The organism is Nannocystis sp. RBIL2 (assembly GCF_026626745.1).
In the GTDB taxonomy this organism is placed as follows: Bacteria; Myxococcota_A; Polyangia; order Nannocystales; family Nannocystaceae; genus Nannocystis.
The window spans coordinates 1,507,851-1,528,538 of sequence record NZ_JAPNJW010000001.1; the positions used below are offsets into that span (position 1 = coordinate 1,507,851).

Below are 20,688 nucleotides of genomic sequence, written 5' to 3' on the forward strand. Positions count from 1 at the left end.
CTGCTCACCATGTCGATCGAAGCCAACAAGGACCTCGTGCGCCGCCTCGTCGAGGCGCTCAACCGCGACGACGCGGCCGCGTTCGAGGCAATCGTCGCCCCCGAGTTCCTGCTCCGCGACGCGGTCGTCCCCACGCCGCCCGGCCCCACCGGCTTCCGCCAGGTCGCAGCCGTCTTCCACGCCGCCTTCCCCGACTTCGAGGAGACCGCCGAGGACGTGATCGCCGAGGGCGACAGGGTCGTGCTGCGCTGGACGGCCCGCGGCACCCACCGCGGCGAATTCCTCGGCGTCGCCCCGACCGGCCGAGTGATCGGCTTCTCGGGCATGGCGGTGTTCCGCGTCGCCGACGGGATGCTCGTCGAGTCGTGGCAATGCCACGACCGCCAGGGCATGCTGCGCCAGCTCGGGCTGGCCTGAACCCGGCGCGCTAATATGAACACCCGCCGCCGCACGGGTGCGCGAAGCTCCCGTCCGACGCGGCCATCGCCGCGGAGGCGGCTGGAGCGCCTCCATGCTGGGCCTGCATCTGGGCGAGGACGACGAAACGCCCTCGCAGGCGAGACCTGCATCTCGGCCCGGCACCCCCCCGTATTTGCGGCTTAGACCGCTCGCCCCGCGGCGGTCCGGCGGCAGCAGCGGACGAGAGCCGCCGGCGATCGGGCTGGATAGAGTGGACCTGCGGCTCTGCCTCCTGCCGCTCGGAGCGCCGCGCGTCTGCGATGCTCCGGGCGCCGTTGCGTCTCTCGCGGTTCGGGAGCCGCGCCGCTCCGCGCCCTTGTCGGCGCGCCGCTTCTGCTAAGCTGGTTGGCTCCGAAGGTCGTGGCGGCTGTTCCAGAGCTTGCCCGATCCGCCCCCCCGGGACGGGGGAGCCTGCTCGACTGCAGGCATGCGGAGGACATCCCCATGACACACCTTTCGACGGAGCAACGAACGGTTCGGATCAAAGGGTATCACGTCACCGCGAAGATTGACGAGACCGTGGGCTCGGCCACGTATCTGGCCCACCGCGAGGCCGACGGGGTCCGGGTGGCGATGAAGGTGCTGCACACCGAATACACACGGATGGCCGACATCACGCGCTTCAAGCACGCCTACGGCATCATCAAGCGCATCGATTCGGAGCGGGTCGTCAAGGTGCTCGATGTCGAGGAGCACGGGGATGGGCTGATCCTCGTCACCGAGTATTTCCCGGGCAGGGCTCTGTCCGCGACGCCGCGCGGCAAGCTCGACGTCCGCACGTTCCTGGACGCCGCCATCTCGATGGTCGAAGCCCTGGCCGACATCCACCGGCGCGGTCTCATCCACGGCGACGTGAGGCCTCCGAACATCCTGCTCGGCGAGGGAGGTCAGGTGAAGCTGACGGGATTCGGCGTCGATTGCGACGTGACGCGCGAAAAGGAGGAGATCTACAGCCCCCGCGTCCTCTCGCAGGTGCTCCCCTACACCTCGCCCGAGCAGACCGGCCGCATGAACCGCAGCGTGGACTACCGCACCGACATGTACTCGCTCGGGATCGTGTTCTACGAGATGCTCGCAGGGCGCAGGCCGTTCGAGGCGACGGACCCGCTCGAGCTGATGCACGCGCACATGGCCGTGAGGCCGGTCCCGCCGGCGGAGATCGACCCTGACGTCCCCCAGGCGCTCTGTGCCATCACGACGAAGCTCCTCAGCAAGAACGCCGAGGACCGTTATCACAGCGCCAGGGGCCTCGGCGCCGATCTGGAAGAGTGCCGGCGGCGATGGGCAGGCAGCGGCGGGATCGGGTCGTTCAGCCCCGGCCAGTACGACAGGAGAGACCGCTTCGAGATCCACCAGAAGCTCTACGGCCGCGAGAAGGACATCCGACGGCTCATCGACTCGTTCGCCGCCGTCCTCCAGGGGAAGCGCGCGATCGTCCTCGTGTCCGGTTATTCGGGCATCGGCAAGTCGTCTCTCGTCCAGGAGATCCTGAAGCCGCTGGCGCGCGAGAAGGGCTACTACATCAGCGGGAAGTACGACCAGCACAACCGCGACACGCCCTACAGCGCCATCGTTCAGGCGTTCGACTCGCTCATCCGACAGCTCCTCTCCGAGAGCGAGGAGAGGATCACGAAGTGGCGGGGCGCCCTCCTGGACGCCCTCGGGAGCAACGGGCAGGTCATCTGCGACGTCCTCCCCTGCCTGAAGCACATGCTCGGCGAGCAGCCGCCGGTCCCCACGCTCGGCCCGGTCGAGGCCCAGAACCGCTTCAACCTGTACTTTCAAAAGTTCGTGGCGGTGTTCGCCCGACACGCTCACCCGCTGGCCCTGTTCATCGACGACCTACAATGGGTGGACTCGGCCAGCCTCGGCCTCATCACGACCCTTCTCGCTAGCGAGGGCATGGAGTCGCTGTTTTTTTGCGGCGCGTATCGGGACAACGAAGTGTCCCCGACGCACCCGTTCCTCATCGCTTTGGAGGCGCTGCGAGAGGGCGGCCTCGAGGTGGTCCACATCGTCCTGGAGCCCCTCCGGCGGGCCCACCTGCTCGAGCTCATCCACGACAGCCTGCAGATCGCCGACGGCGGCACGCTCGCCGACGCGGTCCTGCAGAAGACCGGGGGCAACCCGTTCTTCGTGAAGCAATTCATGCGGCACCTCCACGAGACGAAGGTGCTCGTCTTCGATCCCCAGGCGGGCTGGGGCTGGGACCTGCCACGAATCGCGCGGCTGGAGTACACCGACAACGTCCTCAGCCTCATGGCGGAGACCCTTCGGCGCCTGCCGCGGGCGACGCAGGAGGTGCTGCGGCTGGCCTCGACGATCGGCAACACCTTCGACCTCGACGTCCTGAACACCGTCAGCGAGCGCTCGCTCGAGGAGACGTACGGGAGCCTCGACAGAGCCCTCGCGGAAGGTTTGATCGTGAGGGACGACGGGCGCTACCGCTTCGCGCACGACAAGGTCCAGGAGGCCGCGTACTCGCTGATCCCGGCAGGCGACCGGCCCGCGTTTCACTACCGGATCGCAAGGCTCCTGCTCGGCAAGCTGGATCTCGACGCCGGGCGCAACCTGTTCGATGTCGTCAATCACCTGAACAGCGCGGGCGACCTGCTCCGGGCCGCGCCAGAGCGCATGCAATCCGCCAGGCTCAATCTTCAGGCGGCCAGGCGCGCCGAGGAGTCGGCGGCCTTCACCGCGGCCTTGAAGTACCTCGAGCACGGCATGACCATGCTGCCCGCGGACGCGTGGACCTCCGACTACGAGCTGGCATTCGTCTATCACACGGAAAAAGGCGTGATGGAGTCGCTCTGCGGGCGGCACGACGACGCGCTGGCGACCCTCGCCGGCTGCTTCGATCATGCGAGGGGACGCCTGCACAAGACAGAGGTGCGGCGCCTGAAGATGAACGTGGAGATCCTCAAGAACGACCTGCCCGCGGCCCTGGAAGAGGGGCTCGCGGCCCTGCGGGCGTTCGATATCCATCTGCCGCCCTACCCCGACGACGACATGCTCTCCGCCGAGTTCGATCGGACGATCGCCATCCTCGGCGACCGCCCCATCGCATCTCTCGTCGACCTGCCGGCCCTGAACGACCCCGAGATCGCCGTCCTGCAGGATGTCCTGCAGGAGATGTTTTCGCCCACCTATCAGCTCGGCACCAACAATTTCGGCATCACCGTGATGCGGATCCTGCAGAACTCGATCGAGCACGGCATATCGAGGAATTCGATCTACGCGTACGTGAATTTCGGGACGCTCCTGTGCGCCAGGCTCGACATCGAGAAGGGCCACGAGTTCGGGCAGGCGGCGGTCCGCCTCGACGAGCTCCACCCGGACAAGAAGTCCGAGTCCATGCTGTGCAACATGTGGGGCGCGTGGGTCCAGCACTGGAAGGACTCCTACGAGCACTCGAAGGCGTCCCTGCGCAAGGGCATCCACGCGGGCATCGAGACGGGGCAATACATCTGGGCCTTCTACAACACGTGCAACGCGTGCCTGAACAGCCTGCTCCGCGGGGCGCACCTGCGCGAGGTCCTCGAGGAGGCGAGGCTGTACCTGCCGCTCTGCAAGCTCGACAAGTTCAACGCGATCACGTGGATCATCGGGGGCGTCGCGCGCTTCGCCGAGGCGTTCGGCGCGCCGGTCGACGGCGGGCCGATGTCCGCGGCGTGGGCGGACATCGACGCAGTCACCGAGGAGGCCCGCAGGATCGACAACCGGGCGTCCCTCTACTTCTTGAACACCTTCGACGTCCTCGCCGGCGTGTTCCGGGGCGAGTACGCCGAGGTGGCAGAGATGTGGGGCTCGACCGACCCGGGGCGCCTGGGGATGCTCGCGGCCTGGATCGCGAGCCCTTGCTATTATTATTACGGCGGCCTGGCTTTCTCGCGGGCCGCAGGGACCGCCGCCCCGGCGCTCAAGGAGGTCTACCTGGCGCGGCTCGGCGAATGCGCGCGCAAGGTGGAGCTGTGGGCGCGGTTCGGCCCGGCGAGCTTCCGCCACCGCAGCCTGATCCTGCAGGCAGAGCTCGCCCGGGCCCTGGGACGCGACGGCGCGGGCGCCCTTTACGACCATGGGATCGCCGCCGCGCGGGAGGGACGATTCCTGCATGACGCGGCGCTGGCCAGCGAGCTCTGCGCCCGCCATTACCTCGACCTCGACAGGGAGTTCCTGGCGAGCGCGTACATGACCGAGGCGCATCGCCTGTACGCTCGCTGGGGCGCCTTTCGCATCACCGAGCGCCTGGAGCGGGACTTCCCGCGCCTCCTCCAGCGCGAGGCGACGCGCCGGCGGGCGGCCGGGCAGGTCGAGCTGGACTTCGCCGCCGTGCTCAAGGCCTCGCAGGCGGTCTCCGGCGAGCTCGTCCTCGACCGGCTCATCGAGACGCTGCTGACGATCGCGGTCGAGAACGCGGGCGCCGAGCGCGGCCTCTTGATCCACCCTCGTGGCGCCGAATGCGACCTCGAGGCCGAGGTCGTCACCGTGCGCGACCGGGTCGAGGTCACCCTGCGCCAGGCTCCCATCACCCCCGACGATCTCCCCACTGCCATTCTGCATTATGTGATGCGCACGCGGGAGACCGTGATCCTCGACGACGCTGCCGCGCCCAACCTGTTCTCGGACGACCCCTACGTGCGCGAGCGCCAGCCCCGCTCCGTGCTCTGCCTCGCCCTGGTGAAACAGGGCACTCTGGTGGGAGTCCTCTATCTGGAGAACAACCTGACCCCGCGCGTCTTCACCGCCGATCGGATCGCCATGCTGGAGCTCCTGGCGTCCCAGTCGGCCATTTCGCTGGAGAACGCCCGTCTCTACACCCAGCTGCAGCAAGAAAACAGCGAGCGCCGGCGGGTGGAGCTGGCGCTGCGGGAGAGAGAAGCGCGGATCCGGTGCCTGGTGGACTCCAATATCATCGGCATCGCGTTCTGGGATCTGGGCGGCAGGATTACCTACGCGAACGACGCATTGTTGCGCTTCCTCGGCTACAGCCGGGAGGACGTGGACGCCGGAAAGCTCTACTGGGCGAAATCCACGCCGCCGGAATTTCACGAGGCCGACGAGCGGGCGCTGGAGGAGCTGCGTCTGACGGGCGAGTTCAGGCCGTTCGAGAAAGAGTATGTCCGCAAGGACGGCAGCCGGATCCCGGTGCTCCTCGGCGGCGCCCGCTTCGAGGGGTCGCAGAGCGAGGGGGTGGCGTTCTTCCTCGACTTGACCGAGCGCAAGCAGGCGGAGGAGCGCCAGAAGCTGTTGCTGAACGAGCTGAACCATCGGGTGAAGAACACTCTGGTGATCGTGCAGGCGATCGCGGCGCAGACGCTGCGCACGACGGATTCGCCCAAGGCCTTCACGGAGGCCTTCGGGGCCCGCCTCCTGGCCCTCTCCCAGACGCACAACCTGTTGAACGAGACCTCGTGGCAGAGCGCCAGCCTCCACGACATCGTATGGGCCGAGCTGGCGCTGTATGCCGAGGGTGACGCCCGCCGCTTCAGCCTGGCCGGCCGGGACGTGCCCCTCCGCCCGGAGGCGGCGGTGACGCTCGGCATGGTCTTCCACGAGCTGTCGACCAACGCGGCCAAGTACGGAGCGCTGTCCGTGCCGTCCGGCCAGGTCGAAGTCGCGTGGAACGTGGACACCTGCGCGGCCGAGCCGCGGATCCACCTGGAATGGCACGAGACGAACGGGCCGCCGGTGCGGGCGCCGCAGCGCAAGGGCTTCGGTTCGCGCCTGATCGAGCGCGACCTCAAGCGACAGTTCACCGGCGACGTGCGCCTCGAGTTCCTGCCCGAGGGAGTGCGTTGCGTGATGGACCTGCCCCTGGACCGCGTAGCCATATGACGAACCAGGACCCCCGAGACGCGGGCGAGCTGCAGGGTCTACGGGTCCTCATCGTCGAGGATGAACCGATGATCGCCGCGTTCCTCGAAGACGCCCTGACCGACCTCGGCTGCGAGGTGATCGGCCCGGCCTTGAACATGAAGGACGCGCTTCGGTTGGCCCGCGAGGCGAGGATCGATGGGGCGGGCCTGGACATCAACGTCGCCGGCGAGAAGGTCTATCCCGTGGCCGACGTCCTCGCCGAGCGGGGTCTCCCGTTCGTCTTCATGACCGGGTACGGAAAAGCAGGCCTGCGCGAGTCCGATCTCGACCGGCCAGTGCTGCAGAAGCCGTTCAACATCGAGCGACTGGTGGAGATCATCACCCAGTGGCGATCGTCGCGGAACAGTCCGTTTCGCGCCTGACAGTCAGAACCGCACCCGCCCCGCGACCGCCGGCGTCGTCGTCGACGGCTCGGCCCGCGCGAACCCGAGGCCCAGCTGCCCCGACTCGTTCGCGCCCCAGCAGCGCAGCGACCCGTCGGTGAGCCGCGCGCACGTCGTGTCGCCGCCGTTCGCCGCCAGCCGATCGGCCTCGCCACCGAGGTCGACCGGGGCCGGCGGGAACGTCAGTGGATCGACCCCGATGTCCGCGGTCTTGCCGTCGCCGAGCTGCCGACGCCAGTTATAGCGAGGCGTGTTCGTTGGGACCTGGCTGCACCAGGGCCATGGTCCCGGCGACCACGACGCCCGCACGCGCGCTGGATTCTCCATCGGCAGCTCTCCATTACGAGCCAACGGAATCGACAGGTAGCCGGAGCCGGGCGCGCACCAGGGCCCTGTATTCGGGGCAGGCATGGGCGTTGTCGGCGACCACGAATGAGCCGGCGCGTTGATCTGCCCGACCTCGCGTGCATGCTTTTAGAGCACACCGTTCCAGCTCGGAGCCGACAAAAAGTCGCCGTAGACAAGGTCTACGACAACCGCGACTTCGTCGAGGAAGGAGCGGCGTCAACGCACGCCGCCACGAACACCCGAACACAGCGGCGGGTCAGCGACCGGTTGACACGAAGCATCGAATTCCCCCATCATCAGTCCCATGACTTCGCTCAAGACGGACTCGTTTCCCATGCCTTCGCCTGAACTGGCGAGCCATCCGGCGGATGCAGGTCTCCCAGCTTTGAGAGTCCTATTCGTCGCCGCCTCCCCTCCTAACGCGCCCCGCTTGGACATCGACAAAGAGCTACGTTCGCTGTCGCGCGCATTTCGCAAAGTACCGTTTGAGCGCGTGCATCTCAGTGCAATTACGGCGGCAACTCTGTCTGACATTCTTGAAGAAATAATCCGATGCCGACCACAGATCATCCACATCTCTGCCCATTCGACATCTGGAGCCATAAGTCTTGAGAGCGAATCCGAACAAGGATCCACTCTCGTGCCAATCCAGATAATTGCCGAAATGATCCATACCGCCGGAGGAGTAGAATTGGTCATCTTCGCTACGAACGACGCTCTATCTTCAGCGTATTTTCTCTCCATGCAGGGCATAAAGACCATGGCATTCATGCGGCCGGTCGCAGACAGCGCAGCCATCCGGTTCTCAGGGGCCTTCTATTCATCTCTTGCGGGCGGGCTAGCTATCCCGAGCGCATTCAGCATGGCGAGAATAGTATCTGCACAAGAACGCATCGCATCTGGCCACCCAGTGTTATTTGATCGTGGCCACACCGGGGAGGGCCTGATTCTCGCCATAGTTGTTTCCAATGCGACCCTCACCGCGGACGACGTCCCCGGGCTCCATTTTGCAATGGAACATCTCGCGCGGAAGCTAAATGCAGACCTGGTTGCAACTGAACCGGCCATCACTGGTTCATTTCTGAAGCGCTTCTGGCTATGGTTCAAGAACGACGAGCAACTTCATCAGCGCTTGCGCGAGGCAGAAGACGCGGTCCTGGCCCGAGGCCGCGACATGCCGCTCAGTCGCGTCACCAGCGAGTACTCATTGGCAATCGAGCGCATCATGAATTCGTTCAGCAATCCCAATGCGCCAACCAATGTCGCATTCGTCTTGGACACTCTGTTGATCGTTCAGTACCCGGGCCCTGACGGGAAGAGCACTCTCGTGGTGAAGCAGCTCACTCGCGAAGAGCAGCGTAGGATTTCTGCGAACCCGGCGCTTATGGCATCCCCGGGGGACATACTTGCCCGGCTGATGGAGCACACAACGCCGACAATACCTATCTCAGGGGAAAACCAAACGATCTTGGTCGAAGCATCCGAAAGCGTTGGGCCAACGGTACCGTCTGCTGATTGACCTACCACTGCGATCAGGACGTAACGTTCCGAAAAGATTGCGATGGCCTGCGGATCTCATTTCGAAATACGCACTCACTGCCGCCGGAGTCAGTTTGACCTCGTCGCTGATGCTCGCGTCGCTCGGCGAGCCCGTCTCGGCACAGCGAACGAGCGTGTCCCACGGCCGCCGATGTGCTAGCGCGCCGAGACAACCTCAGAACCGCACCCGCCCCGCGACCGCCGGCGTCGTCGTCGACGGCTCGGCCCGCGCGAACCCGAGGCCCAGCTGCCCCGACTCGTTCGCGCCCCAGCAGCGCAGCGACCCGTCGGTGAGCCGCGCGCACGTCGTGTCGCCGCCGTTCGCCGCCAGCCGATCGGCCTCGCCACCGAGGTCGACCGGGGCCGGCGGGAACGTCAGTGGATCGACCCCGATGTCCGCGGTCTTGCCGTCGCCGAGCTGCCCCACCGCGCCCGCGCCCCAGCAGCGCACCGCGCCGTCCTCGTGACGCGTGCACGTATGATTCGCCCCCGCGACCACCTGGACGACCCCCTCGACCTCGATGGACGGCGGCGGCATCTCGCCGGCGTCGTCACCGATGTCTCCCGCGCGCGCCTGACCGAGCTGCCCCGCGTCGTTGGCTCCCCAGCAGCGCAGCGACGCATCGGCCAGCAGCGCGCAGGTGTGGTGGCCGCCGGCCGCCAGCTGGACCGCCGCGCCGCCGAGCGCGACCGCCGGGGTCGGCAGGTCGCCGGGCGCGTCGCCGCGGCGGAGCGTGTCGCCGTAGCCGAGCTCTCCGCGCGAGCCGCTGCCCCAGCAGTGGACCGTGCCGGCCTTCACGCGGGCGCACGTGTGGCTGACCCCGGCCACGACCTCGACCACGTCCGCGAGCGCGATCGTCGGCGGCGGCAGTTCGTTCGCCTCGTCGCCGACCGCCTCGGTGCTGCCGATCCCGAGCTGGCCGAGCAGGTTCCAGCCCCAACAGCGCAGCTGCCCGCCGCCGAGGATTGCACACACATGCCCGTGGCCCGCCCAGATCTGCTCTGCCGGCCCGCCGAGCGCGAGCGAGGCGACCGGCAGCGACCCGGGCTCTTCGCCGACCTCGAGAGTGTCGCCCCGCCCGAGCTGCCCCCACGCGTTGCCGCCCCAACAGCGCACATCGCCGTCGACCAGCCGCGCACAGGTGAAATCATCGCTGCACACCACCTGGGCCGCCGCGCCGCCGACCGCCACGTCGGCCGCCGGCAGCTCGGTCGCCGCATCCCCGATCGTCGCAGCGTCGCCGCTGCCGAGCCGCCCCGCCGCGCCCGAGCCCCAGCAGCGCACCGCCCCGTCGGCAAACACCACACAGGTGTGCGAGCGGGCCGCGCACATGTCCGCGACGACCGTCTCGCGCGAGCAGTCCGCCGCGCACGCGTCGTGGTCGAGCGCGTCGCCGTCGTCGCACACCTCGCCCTCCCCGACCTCGCCGTCGCCGCAGCCCGGCGGACCGGCCCCGGGGACCGCCTCCCACCACACAGGGCACGCCGCGCCCGCAGTCACGACGACCGCGAGCGCGACTCCGGTGCCCCACAGTCTTGCCATCACCAATCGAGACATTCGAGCGCGGTCTTGCCGACGCACGGGCCGCTGTCGGCGTCGAGGCACAAACCGAGATTCTCCACCGCCGGCTCCGGCGCCTCGCCCGGGCCGTAGTACGGGACGCACGTGTTTCCGAATTTGCACACAGTCTCGCCGACGGTGCACCACTCGGCGATGCAGCGGAACTCGTCGCACCGGCACCCGTCATGGTAGCATTCGGGGTCCGACCGGATCGCGCCCGCCTTCATGCACACGAGGTCCTCGCAGTAGCACTGCTCGTAGGGCCCGCACCCGCCGAGCGCCTCCTTGCACGCGAACGAGGCGCCCTCGGGCAGGCAGCCCAGGCTCGGCGCCCCGTTGTCCTCGATGCAGCCCCCGACCCGCGGGTCGCAACATACGTCGTCAGGATCGGCGCCGGGGCCCTTCGAGTTCGGGCAGAAGTCGCATGCGTTGCCGAGGCCGTCCTCGTCGATGTCGCTGAGCGGATCGAACTGCGACGGCGCCTGCGGCGGGTCCGCGTTGGCGACCGCGGGGCAGTTGTCGCAGCCGTCGTCGTAGCCGTCGCCGTCCATGTCGACCCCGCTGTTCGGGCACGCGTCGCACACGTCGCCGCGGTCGTCGCCGTCGGCGTCGACCTGATCGAGGTTGGCCACGAGCGGGCAGTTGTCCTCGCTGTTGGCCAGCCCGTCGTGGTCCTGATCGAGGATCCGCGCGTAGTCCGGCGGCGTCCCGGGCAGGCCCAGGCCCGCCATGTAGTTGGCCAGGGCCGCCCGCACCGGCTTCGCCTCGAGCGCCGTCTCGGCCGCCTCGAGCCGGCCTCGCAGCGCGCCGTCGTCGAGCGTGCCGTCGCCCGCGAGGTCGGCCGCGAGCTGGTTGAGCAGCGTCTGCACCGCCGCGTCGGCCGCCTCCGGATCTGCCATGTACGCCGCCTGCATGACGACCGCGCTGACCGCGAACAGATACGCGTTGTCGTCGGTGTCGGGCCCGAGCACGCTCGCCTCCGCGGCCGCCCCGGCGAGCGCGAACCCAGGCTTGCCGATCCCCAGCGCCGCCACGACCTCCGCGTCGGCCAGCGCCAGCGCGTCCTCGACGGTCACCTGCTCGGCGATCAGCATCCGCGCCCGCTGCTCGCTCAGGTGGCTCAGCACGTGGATGTTGACCGTCGTCGCCTCGCCGCTGACCCGGTGGAGCGCGCGCAGGGTCAGCGGCGCCATCGACGGCCCGCCGCGGATCTCGTCGTAGTGATACCCGTTGGCCAGCAGCGCCACCGGGCCCAGCGGCACCCCGTCGACCGAGAATTCGCCGCCGTCGTTGCTCGTCGGCACCTCGAATTGCTGGCCCGTCGGCTGCCCGGCGTTCGTCAGCGGCGACACCGAGATCGACGCCCCGAGCACGAACGGCCCCTTCTGCGCCACGCCGTGCAGGGTCAGCGGCGCGCCCCCGCCGGTCGGCTCCGGATCGGACGTGCTCGTCGTGTCGGACGCGCTCGTCGTCTTGGTCGCAGTCTCGTCGCCGAGCCCCGCGTTCGTCGTACACGCGGCCATCATCAAGATCACGCTCCACAGTCCAGGTCGCATGCGATCGACGATAGCAGCCAGCCGCCGGGCGTCACTTTCACGGGCTTTCAGGGCCGGTCCCATCGTCGGCGCGCTCAGAAATGGACCGCGACGCCGGCACGCGGTCCGCTCCACGAAGCAGAGACGCGCGCGCGTCGGGCATGGCGGACGCGCAGCCCGGCGAACAACGCCGTCGCCGCCAGCGCGACGCCGAGAGTGACACCGCTCGCGACGAACAGCCGCCGCGCCGACCGCAAGTCGTCGCACCCGACGGCCGACGCCATCGCCTCGCACAAGTCGACGCCCACCGGGGCACCGGCCGCGTCGGGCCCGGACAGCGCCGCCGCGTGGGCCCTGCGCCCGAGCCCGTCGCCGACCACGAGCCCGGCGATCGCCAGGCCCGCGACAGCAGCCGACACGCCGAGCCCCGCGTCGAGCCCGGTCGGCCGCCGCAGCGACAGCACCGGCCTCGGCGACGCCGACGTCGGTTCGCCGCGCGGCGCCGTGGGCCTCGCAATCGGCGGCGCCTCCGGCTGGGGCGGCGCGGGCAGCCCGGCGAGCAGCGGCTCCAGCTCCGCGCGTCGCTGCCGCGCGGCCGCGGCCGACCGCGACGCTCCCGCGTTCACCGCCTCGAGGTCCGCGAGGAACTCGTCGAGCAACTCGAAGCACGCGGTCAGCATCGCCCGCGGCGCCTCGCCCGTCAGGTTCGACGCGAGCGCGCAGCCCTCCGTCCCGTAGTGCACGATCTGCTCGCCCGCCGCGGCGTACCAGTCCGCCGCGGCCCCCTCCTTCTTGCCGGCCGCGTAGGCCTCGCGCGCGAACATCAGCGCCCGGGCGTAGGCCGCCGCCGCCAGCCGCGGCTCATTCGCTCGCCTCGATTCGCGCGCGTCGCCGAGGCAGTTACCGAGGTTCGCGTCGGCGCCCGCGTCGGCGCGCTCGTTCGGACACGTCCCGGCCGCCTGCGTCGGGGTCACCGGCGAGGCCGCGATCGCCGCGGCGAGGACCAGACGTGGGCACGCCAGCACCGGCGTATCGTACCATGCGGCGTGGTCGAGGCAGACTACACCGGCGTCCTCCTCGACGGCCGCTACCGCGTCCAGGCGCGGCTCGGCCAGGGCGGCATGGGGACCGTGTACGTCGCCGAGCACGTCGGCCTCGCCCAGCCGCGCGCGATCAAGTTCCTGCGCGTCGACATCGCCCGCAAGCCCGGCGCAGTCCAGCGGTTCCTGCAGGAGGCCCGCGTCCTCTCGGCGATGCGCCACGACAACCTGGTCGGCGTGATCGACATGGGCGAGCACGACGGCTCCGCTTATTACGTCATGGAGCTGCTCGCGGGCGAGGACCTGCGCCGACGCCTGCGCCGTCTCGGCGGCATGGGCTGGCCGCAGACGCGGGCGATCGCCCTGCAGGTGTGCGCGGCGCTGCGGCTGACCCACACCCGCGGCGTCGTCCACCGCGACCTCAAGCCCGAGAACTGCTTCTGCGTCGACGCGGAAGGCGGCGCAGTCCCCATCAAGCTGCTCGACTTCGGGGTCGCCAAGGTCCCGCGCGAGGCCGGCGGCGCCTCGCAGCTGACCGGCGCCGGCGAGCTGCTCGGCACGATCGGCTACATGGCCCCCGAGCAGCTCGAGGGCCAGGGCGACCGCCGCGCCGACATCTACGCCCTCGGCGCCATGATGTTCGAGATGCTCGCCGGCCGCCCGCTCCACACCGGCAACGCGTACGAGATCCTCGCCCGCATGCTGCTCGCCCCGGCGCCCGCGCTCGCCAGCGTGTGCGCGGTCGACCCTGCCATCGACCGACTGATCGCCACCGCGGTCGCCCGGGACCCCGACGAGCGCTTCGCGTCGATGGAAGCGCTCGCCGCCGCGATCGCCGACATCCCCGTCACCGCCGAACCGCAGACGTTCGACCGCCCCGCGTCCGTGCTCGCGCAGCCCGAGGGCGAGACCACGGCCGGCGGCACGCCTGTCCCCGCGGACATGCCAGTCACCGCCGTACCTGGCCCGGAGGACATATTATCATTGGGCCTGCGCCTCACGGAGCACGCCCGGAGCGTCCATGCCCCCGCGGACACCGCCGCCCCCCTTGACGCTCCTCCCCGCTCGGACACCCGCATCCCTGGCACATATGCCCCTGCGGACGACTCCTCTGCCACCTCCGCGTCGGTCCTCACGGACAGCTCCTCCGCCCCCCCAGAACCTGTCCTCACGGACAGCTCTTCCGCCGTCCCTGCACCTGTCCCTGCCGACAGCTCCTCTGCCCTCCGTGCACCTGCCCCCCCGGGCAGCGCCTCTGCTCCCCACACACCTGTCCCCACGGACAGCTCCCTCACCTCTCCGGCGCCTGTCCCCCCGGCCAGCTCTTCCGCCACCCGCGCCGCCGAGGCTCCTGTCCCCGCGGACAGCTCCGCCGCCCTGTCGCGCTCGCGCGTCGCTCGCGGCCTCGCCGTCGCCCTGCTCGCGGCAGTGATCGCCTGGCAGGTCTGGCCTGTCGACAAGGGGTCCGCCCCGCCGGCGCCTGCGACATCACCACCTGCAGCCGCCGCGACTGGACCTGCCCCTGCGGCCAGCCCCGACGCCGACGCACCTGTCCCTGCGACCAGCCCCGACGGCTCGCCCGTCTCACCTGCCCCTTCGGCCAGCCCATCCGCAGGCCCGCCTGTCCCTGCGGCCAGCCCCGAAGACTCATCTACCCCACCTGCCCCTGCGGCCAGCCCATCCGCAGGCTCACCTGACCCTTCGGCCAGCACCGAAGACCCGCCCGTCCCACCTGCCCCTTCGGCCAGACCCGGCCTCTCGCCTCACGCACCTGTCCCTGCAGCCAGCCCCCCTGCGCCCGCGGCCTCGCGCCCCGCGCCCGTCAAGCCGCCACGCGACGCCTCCGCCCCATCCGTGCGCCCGCTCGGCCGCGACGCCCTGCGCGGTCGTCTCGAGCGCGAGCTCGCCTCCTGCGGCTCGCCGTACGTCGCCGAGGAGATCGCCGTCCGCGTCACCCCGGGTGAGGCCGGCAAGCTCGCGGGGCTCGCCATGCTCGCCGACAGTCGACTCGCCCCCGGCACCGTCGACTGCCTCGAGCGGGAGCTCGCGCGCGTCCTCGCCGGGCTCGCCGAGGGCGTCGACGCCGCGCGGGCCTTCGACGTGTCCCTGACGCTTCCCCGGCGCGGCGGGGGTTGATCGCCGCGAACGAGGCCGTGTACTGGTAGGCGATGGCGGCGCTCCTCGGACCCGAAGCCCGGCGCCTGGGCGCCCTCCCGGCCCGGTGTGTCGTCGGTCGCTCGCCCGCCTGCGACCTCGTGCTCGACGTCCGCGACGTCTCGCGCGAGCACGCCGTCGTCCACTGGACCGGCGCCGCGTGGGAGCTGCAGGACCTCGGCAGCCGCAACGGCACCTACCTCGCGGGTCGCCGGCTCGTCGCGCGCGAGTGCCTGCCGCTCGCGCGCGGCGCCGAGATTCGCTTCGGCGAGACCCTCGGCCGGTGGCAGCTCGTCGACGACGCTCCGCCGCGACCGATGGCCGTCAACCTCGTCGACGGCCGGGTCGTCCTCGTCGATGTCGACGAGCTCGCCCTGCCCGACGCCGACGAGCCCGCCCTGTGGCTGCGCCGCTCGGACGCCGGCGTGTGGTTCGCCGAGCCCGCCGGCGGCCCGGCCACCCGCGTCGAGGACCGCGCAGTCCTGACCGCCGGCGGCGAGCCGTGGCGCGTGCACCTCACGGACGGCGTCGCGGCCACCTGGCAGGCCGCGAGCGAACCCGACGCTCCGCCCGTGCACCTGCAATTCCGCGTCAGCGCCGACGAGGAGCACGTCGAGCTCGTCGCCCGCGTCGGCGAGCGGCGGATCGATCTCAAGGCTCGGGCGCATCACTATCCGCTGCTCCTCCTCGCCCGCGCCCGCCTGGCCGACCGCGCCGCCGGCGTCCCCGACGGCGAGCAGGGCTGGCTGCCCCAGGACCGCCTGCTGCAGATGCTCAAGGTCGACGCCGGCTACCTCCACCTGAGCATCCATCGCATCCGCCTGCAGTTCACCCAGGCCGGGGTGCCGGACCCCGCGCGGGTGGTGGAGCGCCGCCTCGGCGCCGGCCTCCTCCGCTTCGGCCTCGCCGACGTGACGATCGATCCGCTGTGACCGCGCACTCTCGGCGCTCCCATCGTCGAGGGAATCGCTCCTGCGTCTTCGTCCATGACGCCTGCTGACACGCATGGCGGCGCCTGGAAGCAGGTCGACCCCATCACCAACATCGCCGCGTTGCATGTCGGCTGGGCACTCCTTTGGGCCACAGGCGCCCGTCGTCGCCACAACCGACGAAGGCGAGCGCGAGCGAACCGGTGGCGGGGACGGTTCCCGAAGGGAAGGCGGACCATCGCCACGTGACGCGGATCTATGCAGACGAACACCGGGTGGTGATGGTGGCGGCGCGCATGAACGAGTCCGGCATGTTCGCCACCGCCGACGCCACGGCGCACGTGTGCTGCCTCGAGTACGCGACCGGCAAGCTGCTCTGGGAGCATGTGGTCAAGGCGAACCAAGTCATCTCGCATTTCACGGCGACGCTGTTGGTCGAGGGCGGACAGGTCTTCGTCGTTCACGCCGAGATCCTGGTGGTCCTGGTGCTCGAGACGGGCAAGCTGATGTGGCAACGCCGGCTCGATCGTGTGGAAGAGAGGTTCCCCGTTTCCGTGTCGCTCGCCGTGCCCGGTCTCGCTCAACAAGGCGACAACTGGGGTCGCCGCTGAGATCGCGCAGCGTTCGCGAGGCAGCGCCCGTGAGGCGATCGCGCTCCTTCATCGAGTGCGCGTTCTCGGCGGAACTACCCCAGAGGGGATCAAAGCCGCCTTCGCCGCTCTCGAGATCGACGACCTCGGCCTGACCAAGAGACGCTCGAGCGCGCCTTGGCCGGTCCCCTCGCCCACGACGTGGGGCCCGTCGGCGTGACAGCCGGCTGGCCGTGGGTCGCGGGGTGATCCGCGTGCGCGGCCAGGTCGAAGCCGAGTCGCTCGAGCGGGTGCTTGATGCCGTGGAGGCACGTATCCCGGCGTCGGTGCGGATCGTCGTATGCACGAGGCCGCAGGACGTGCGACGTAGCTTCGACGGACTCGCGCCGGCGGCCCGGCAAGTGCTCGGCGAGCATCCGCAGAGCGGCGCGCTGTTCGTATTCACGAACGAGCGAGACTGAACACCCGCACTTATCCTTTGGTGCACTTCAGGCACCACAGTGATCCCCTCGGCGTGCCTACCGCACGGTACGCTCCCTGTCTACGATGAAGACCAGCCAATTGCAGCCAGTCGCCCGACTGGCTTGGCCCGCCCATGCGGGCCGTTTTCATGGAGGTTTTCATCATGTTTGCAGTAGATAACACCGCGCACCAAGGTAGCCAGCAGTTCAACGAACTGGTTCCGTCCCGCTACGCGCTGCAGGTCGGCGAGATCGACGTGCTGGTCGTCAGCGACGGCGTGCTGCCGCTGCCCACCGCGACCATGGCCACCAACGTCGATCCGGCCGACCTGTCGGCCTGGCTGGACCGCATGTACATGCCCCAGGACGCGTTCGACTGGCCGCTGAACGTGATGGTGGCGCGCAGCGGCGAGCAGATCATCCTGGTCGACGCGGGCCTGGGCGGCCAGTACGCTGGCTTTCCCCGCGCCGGCCAATTCCCGCAGCGCCTGAAGGCGGCCGGCATCGACCTGGCGGCCGTCACCGACATCATCATCACCCACATGCACATGGACCACGTGGGCGGTCTGCTGGTGGACGATGTGAAGCAGCGCCTCAATCCCGATGTGCGCATCCACGTGGCTGCCGCCGAAGTGGAGTTCTGGGGCACGCCGGACTTCTCCCAAACGTCCATGCCTACGCCGGTGCCGAACGTGCTGCGCACTACCGCCACGCGCTTTCTGGAAGAGTACCGCGACCGCCTGCGCATTTTCCACGACAGCTACGAGGTGGCGCCAGGCGTGGTGGTTCGCCTCACCGGCGGCCACACCCCTGGCCACAGCGTAGTTGACCTGGCGTCGGACGGCGAGCGCCTGACCTTCGCCGGCGACGCCATGTTCGTGGTCGCGTTCGACCACCCGGACTGGCACAACGGATTCGAGCACGACCCGGAGGAGTCGGCGCGCGTGCGCATCGGCTTGTTCCGCGAACTTGCCAGGACGGGCGGCCTGCTGGTGGCGTCGCACTTGCCGTTCCCCTCCGTCGGCCGCGTGGCTATTGAAGGTGAAGCCTTCCGCTGGGTACCGGTCATCTGGGATTTCTGATCTCGTCCACAGGCGGCCTCGGCGCGGCCAGGGGCATGCGTGATGCACATGTCGACGATCAGCCCGTTGCGGTTCCCTCGCGCTGCCCCCGAACCCACGGGCCCATGCACGCCGGCGTGCCGAGGACCGCGCCGGTGGTCGTCAGCGTGCGGGTCGACGCCCGCGATCGACTGCGGGCAAGTCTCTCCGGCCATGTAGAGCTCGAGCGTGCCGGCGCCGTGCGATACGATCAAGCGGCTGGTCTCGTCGGCGTAGAACAGATCGGCGAAGCCCGACTCAAGAGCAGCCTGCCCCCCTCTTCGATGCTCTCGCATACCGCGACCCGATCGCCGGCCGCCACCCTTCCTGACGTCGCCCACGATGCCGTCCAGGCCCTCCGTCGTCCCCGCGCCCGCCCAACAACTCCCGCTCCGTCTCGCCGGCGCTGCCGACCACGGCCCCGCCGAGACGACCGAGGCCGCCGCCTCGCTAACCCGCCGCCTCGGCTGGGCCAACCGGCTCGCCCGCGTCTTCGCCGTCGACGTCACCATCTGTCGCAAGTGCGGCGGCCGGATGCGTGTCGCCCAGGTCGTCACCGACCCCGACGAGGCCATCGGCACCTCGAGCGCTGGACCCGGCGCGAGAATTGTGGTCTGAAACTTCTCAAGCGCGGGTGATGTACAACCTCCATCCTCTCCTGTTCACCATCCTCGCGGTGGGTGCGACCGCCTGCGACGCGACGCGCCCTCGCGCCGTCACCCAGCCGCCTCCGCGCGAGAGCGCGAAGCCGTCCGAGAAGCGCGTCACGCTCGCCGACGTCGGACTCGATGCGGCCTCGCTCGATCGCACGGCCGATCCATGTCAGGACTTCTATCAGTACGCGTGCGGTGGCTGGCTCGCCACGCACGAGATCCCGGCCGATCGCGTGCGGTGGGGCAAGAACATCGAGGTCGGCGATCGAATCCAGGGCGAGCTGCGGGCGCTGCTCGAGAGCGCAGCATCGGAGCCCGCCGGCACGTTCTACGCGACGTGCGTCGACGACGCGGCTCGCGAAGCCGCCGGCACCGCCGGCATCGATCCACTGCTCAAGACCGTGCGCGCGGTGCGCGATCGAAAGTCGCTGATCGCCGCGGTCGCCGAGCTCCACCGTCACAAAGTCGCCGCGCTGTTCGTGATCGCCAGCGAACAAGACGCGCGCGACGCGTCGCAGATGATCGCGAGCATCGATCAGAGCGCCTTCGGGATGCTCGACCGGCACCACTACCTCGACGACGATGCGCGAGCGAAGGAGATCCGCGCGTTCTACGTCGAGCACGTCGGCCGCATGCTGCAGCTCGCGGGCACCAAGCCCGCCGAGGCGAAGCAGGCGGCGGCCGGTATCGTGGCGCTCGAGATCGAACTCGCAAAGGTGTGGAAGACGCCGGTCGAGCGGCGCGATCCGGCGGGGATGTACAACAAGCTCGACCGCGCCGGGCTCGCGCGCCTCGCGCCGGCGTGGGACTGGGACGCGTACTTCGAGGCGCTCGGGTTCGCAGGCCTGCGCGAGGTCAACGTCACCGCGCCGGCGCTCCTGCAGGGCATCGAGCGGCTGCTCGGGTCGACCAAGCCGGAGCTGTGGCGCGCCTACCTCGAGTGGCAGGTGCTGAGCACCGCCGCCGCCGCGCTGCCCAAGCGGTTCGAAGACGAAGCGTTCGCGCTGCGCCACCTGGTGACCGGGATGGAGCGGCTCCCCGACCGCTGGAAGCGATGCGTGATGACGACCGACGAGCTGCTCGGCGATGCGCTCGGCCGGCTGTTCGTCGGCCGCCACTTCGCGGAAGGCGACCGCGAGGCCGTGCGCGGGATGATCGCCGTGATCCGCGAGGCGTTCGGCAAGCGGCTCGATCAGCTCGATTGGATGGACGCCAAGACCAAGCAGCGCGCCCGCGAGAAGAGCAAGCAGATGAGCTCGCTGATCGGTTATCCGAGCACCTGGCGCGTCTACGACTTCCCGCTCGACCCCAAGGTGCACGCGGCGAACGTGCTCGCCGCGCGCGCGTTCGAGGTCAAGCACCAGCTGTCCAGGGTCGGCAAGCCGGTCGACCGCGAGGAGTGGCACATGACCGCGCCGTCGGTGAATGCGTTCTACGATCCACAGCGCAACCAGATGGGCTTTCCGGCGGGCTATCTGCAGCCACCGTTCTACTCGCGTCGCGCGAGCGTTGCCGTGAACATGGGCGCGGCCGGCGAGACCATCGGCCACGAGCTGACGCACGGCTTCGACGACGCGGGCTCGCAGTACGACGCCAAGGGCGACCTCGTCTCGTGGTGGGAGCCCGAGACGCGCAAGCGCTTCGAGGCCAAGACCCAGTGCGTCGTCGATCAATTCTCGGCCTACGAGACGCTCGGCGAGAAGGTCAATGGCAAGCTGACGCTCGGCGAGAACCTCGCCGACCTCGGCGGCGTCGAGCTCGCGTTCGAGGCGTACCGAGCGTTACGCGCCGGCGCTGCGGAGCGCCTCGTGGCCGACGGCTTCGACGAAGATCAGCAGTTCTTCCTGGCGCTCGCTCAGAAGCAGTGTACGAAGTGGCGCGAACCGCGAGAACGCGCGCTGCTCAAGACCGGGATCCACGCGCCGAAGCGATTCCGGGTGAACGGGGCGGTCACCAACATGCCCGAGTTCGCCGCCGCGTTCTCGTGCGCCGAGGGCGCGCCCATGAACCCCCGGCAGCGTTGCGAGGTCTGGTGAGATCGTTCGCGCCGTCGCTAGCG

At 69.6% G+C, this 20,688-nt stretch carries 15 protein-coding genes; 11 read left to right on the forward strand and 4 right to left on the reverse strand.

Annotated elements, in window-relative coordinates; translation table 11 throughout:
• Positions 1 to 9: 9 nt before the first annotated feature.
• The 3 genes from OV090_RS05920 (at position 10) to OV090_RS05930 (ending at position 6,698) form a co-directional block, all read left to right on the forward strand.
• Positions 10 to 417 carry an ester cyclase gene (locus OV090_RS05920; protein WP_267702499.1) on the forward strand — a complete coding sequence of 136 codons (408 nt, stop codon included), beginning with the start codon at positions 10 to 12 and terminating at the stop codon, positions 415 to 417.
• Positions 418 to 978: 561 nt separating this feature from the next.
• Entirely contained in the window at positions 979 to 6,294 is a 5,316-nt protein-coding gene (locus OV090_RS05925) for an AAA family ATPase (protein WP_267702500.1), read from the forward strand.
• Positions 6,291 to 6,698, forward strand: coding sequence for a response regulator (locus tag OV090_RS05930; RefSeq protein WP_267702501.1), 408 nt, complete (start codon positions 6,291 to 6,293; stop codon positions 6,696 to 6,698). The genes OV090_RS05925 and OV090_RS05930 overlap by 4 nt, the downstream gene beginning before the upstream one ends.
• Positions 6,699 to 6,701: 3 nt before the next feature.
• Here the strand turns inward: OV090_RS05930 and OV090_RS05935 are convergent, their stop codons facing one another.
• Positions 6,702 to 7,046, reverse strand: coding sequence for an RCC1 domain-containing protein (locus tag OV090_RS05935; RefSeq protein WP_267702502.1), 345 nt, complete (start codon positions 7,044 to 7,046; stop codon positions 6,702 to 6,704).
• Positions 7,047 to 7,371: 325 nt separating this feature from the next.
• On the opposite strand from OV090_RS05935, the gene OV090_RS05940 reads away from it, so the two are divergent.
• A complete protein-coding gene (locus OV090_RS05940; protein ID WP_267702503.1) occupies positions 7,372 to 8,586 on the forward strand; it encodes a CHAT domain-containing protein in 1,215 nt (404 codons plus the stop codon).
• Between the two features lie 195 nt (positions 8,587 to 8,781).
• On the opposite strand, the gene OV090_RS05945 is transcribed toward OV090_RS05940, so the two are convergent.
• The 3 genes from OV090_RS05945 to OV090_RS05955 all read right to left on the reverse strand — a co-directional run bounded on the left by OV090_RS05945 (position 8,782) and on the right by OV090_RS05955 (position 12,727).
• The gene (locus OV090_RS05945; RefSeq protein ID WP_267702504.1) at positions 8,782 to 10,149 is read right to left on the reverse strand and encodes a hypothetical protein; all 1,368 of its coding nucleotides are present in this window, start codon (positions 10,147 to 10,149) and stop codon (positions 8,782 to 8,784) included.
• Positions 10,149 to 11,723: a thrombospondin type 3 repeat-containing protein gene (locus OV090_RS05950; protein WP_267702505.1), complete on the reverse strand. Its 1,575-nt coding sequence runs from the start codon at positions 11,721 to 11,723 to the stop codon at positions 10,149 to 10,151. Before OV090_RS05950 ends, OV090_RS05945 begins: the two co-directional genes overlap by 1 nt.
• Positions 11,724 to 11,797: 74 nt before the next feature.
• Positions 11,798 to 12,727 (reverse strand): hypothetical protein, encoded by a 930-nt coding sequence (locus tag OV090_RS05955; protein ID WP_267702506.1) that lies wholly within the window; start codon positions 12,725 to 12,727, stop codon positions 11,798 to 11,800.
• A gap of 21 nt (positions 12,728 to 12,748) precedes the next feature.
• Between OV090_RS05955 and OV090_RS05960 the strand changes: the two genes are divergently transcribed.
• From OV090_RS05960 to OV090_RS05990, 7 genes are all read left to right on the forward strand, one after another.
• Positions 12,749 to 14,878: a protein kinase gene (locus OV090_RS05960; protein WP_267702507.1), complete on the forward strand. Its 2,130-nt coding sequence runs from the start codon at positions 12,749 to 12,751 to the stop codon at positions 14,876 to 14,878.
• 32 nt (positions 14,879 to 14,910) lie between these two features.
• Positions 14,911 to 15,828 carry an FHA domain-containing protein gene (locus OV090_RS05965; RefSeq protein ID WP_267702508.1) on the forward strand — a complete coding sequence of 306 codons (918 nt, stop codon included), beginning with the start codon at positions 14,911 to 14,913 and terminating at the stop codon, positions 15,826 to 15,828.
• A 242-nt stretch (positions 15,829 to 16,070) separates the two neighbouring features.
• The gene (locus tag OV090_RS05970) at positions 16,071 to 16,436 is read left to right on the forward strand and encodes a PQQ-binding-like beta-propeller repeat protein (RefSeq protein WP_267702509.1); all 366 of its coding nucleotides are present in this window, start codon (positions 16,071 to 16,073) and stop codon (positions 16,434 to 16,436) included.
• A 224-nt stretch (positions 16,437 to 16,660) separates the two neighbouring features.
• Positions 16,661 to 16,876 carry an IS66 family insertion sequence element accessory protein TnpB gene (gene tnpB, locus OV090_RS05975; RefSeq protein ID WP_267702510.1) on the forward strand — a complete coding sequence of 72 codons (216 nt, stop codon included), beginning with the start codon at positions 16,661 to 16,663 and terminating at the stop codon, positions 16,874 to 16,876.
• 164 nt (positions 16,877 to 17,040) lie between these two features.
• Entirely contained in the window at positions 17,041 to 17,958 is a 918-nt protein-coding gene (locus tag OV090_RS05980; protein ID WP_346660384.1) for an MBL fold metallo-hydrolase, read from the forward strand.
• 360 nt (positions 17,959 to 18,318) lie between these two features.
• Positions 18,319 to 18,594 carry a hypothetical protein gene (locus tag OV090_RS05985; RefSeq protein ID WP_267702512.1) on the forward strand — a complete coding sequence of 92 codons (276 nt, stop codon included), beginning with the start codon at positions 18,319 to 18,321 and terminating at the stop codon, positions 18,592 to 18,594.
• Between the two features lie 19 nt (positions 18,595 to 18,613).
• Positions 18,614 to 20,665, forward strand: a complete 2,052-nt coding sequence (locus OV090_RS05990) for a M13 family metallopeptidase (protein ID WP_267707070.1) — start codon at positions 18,614 to 18,616, stop codon at positions 20,663 to 20,665.
• The last annotated feature ends 23 nt before the right edge of the window (positions 20,666 to 20,688 follow it).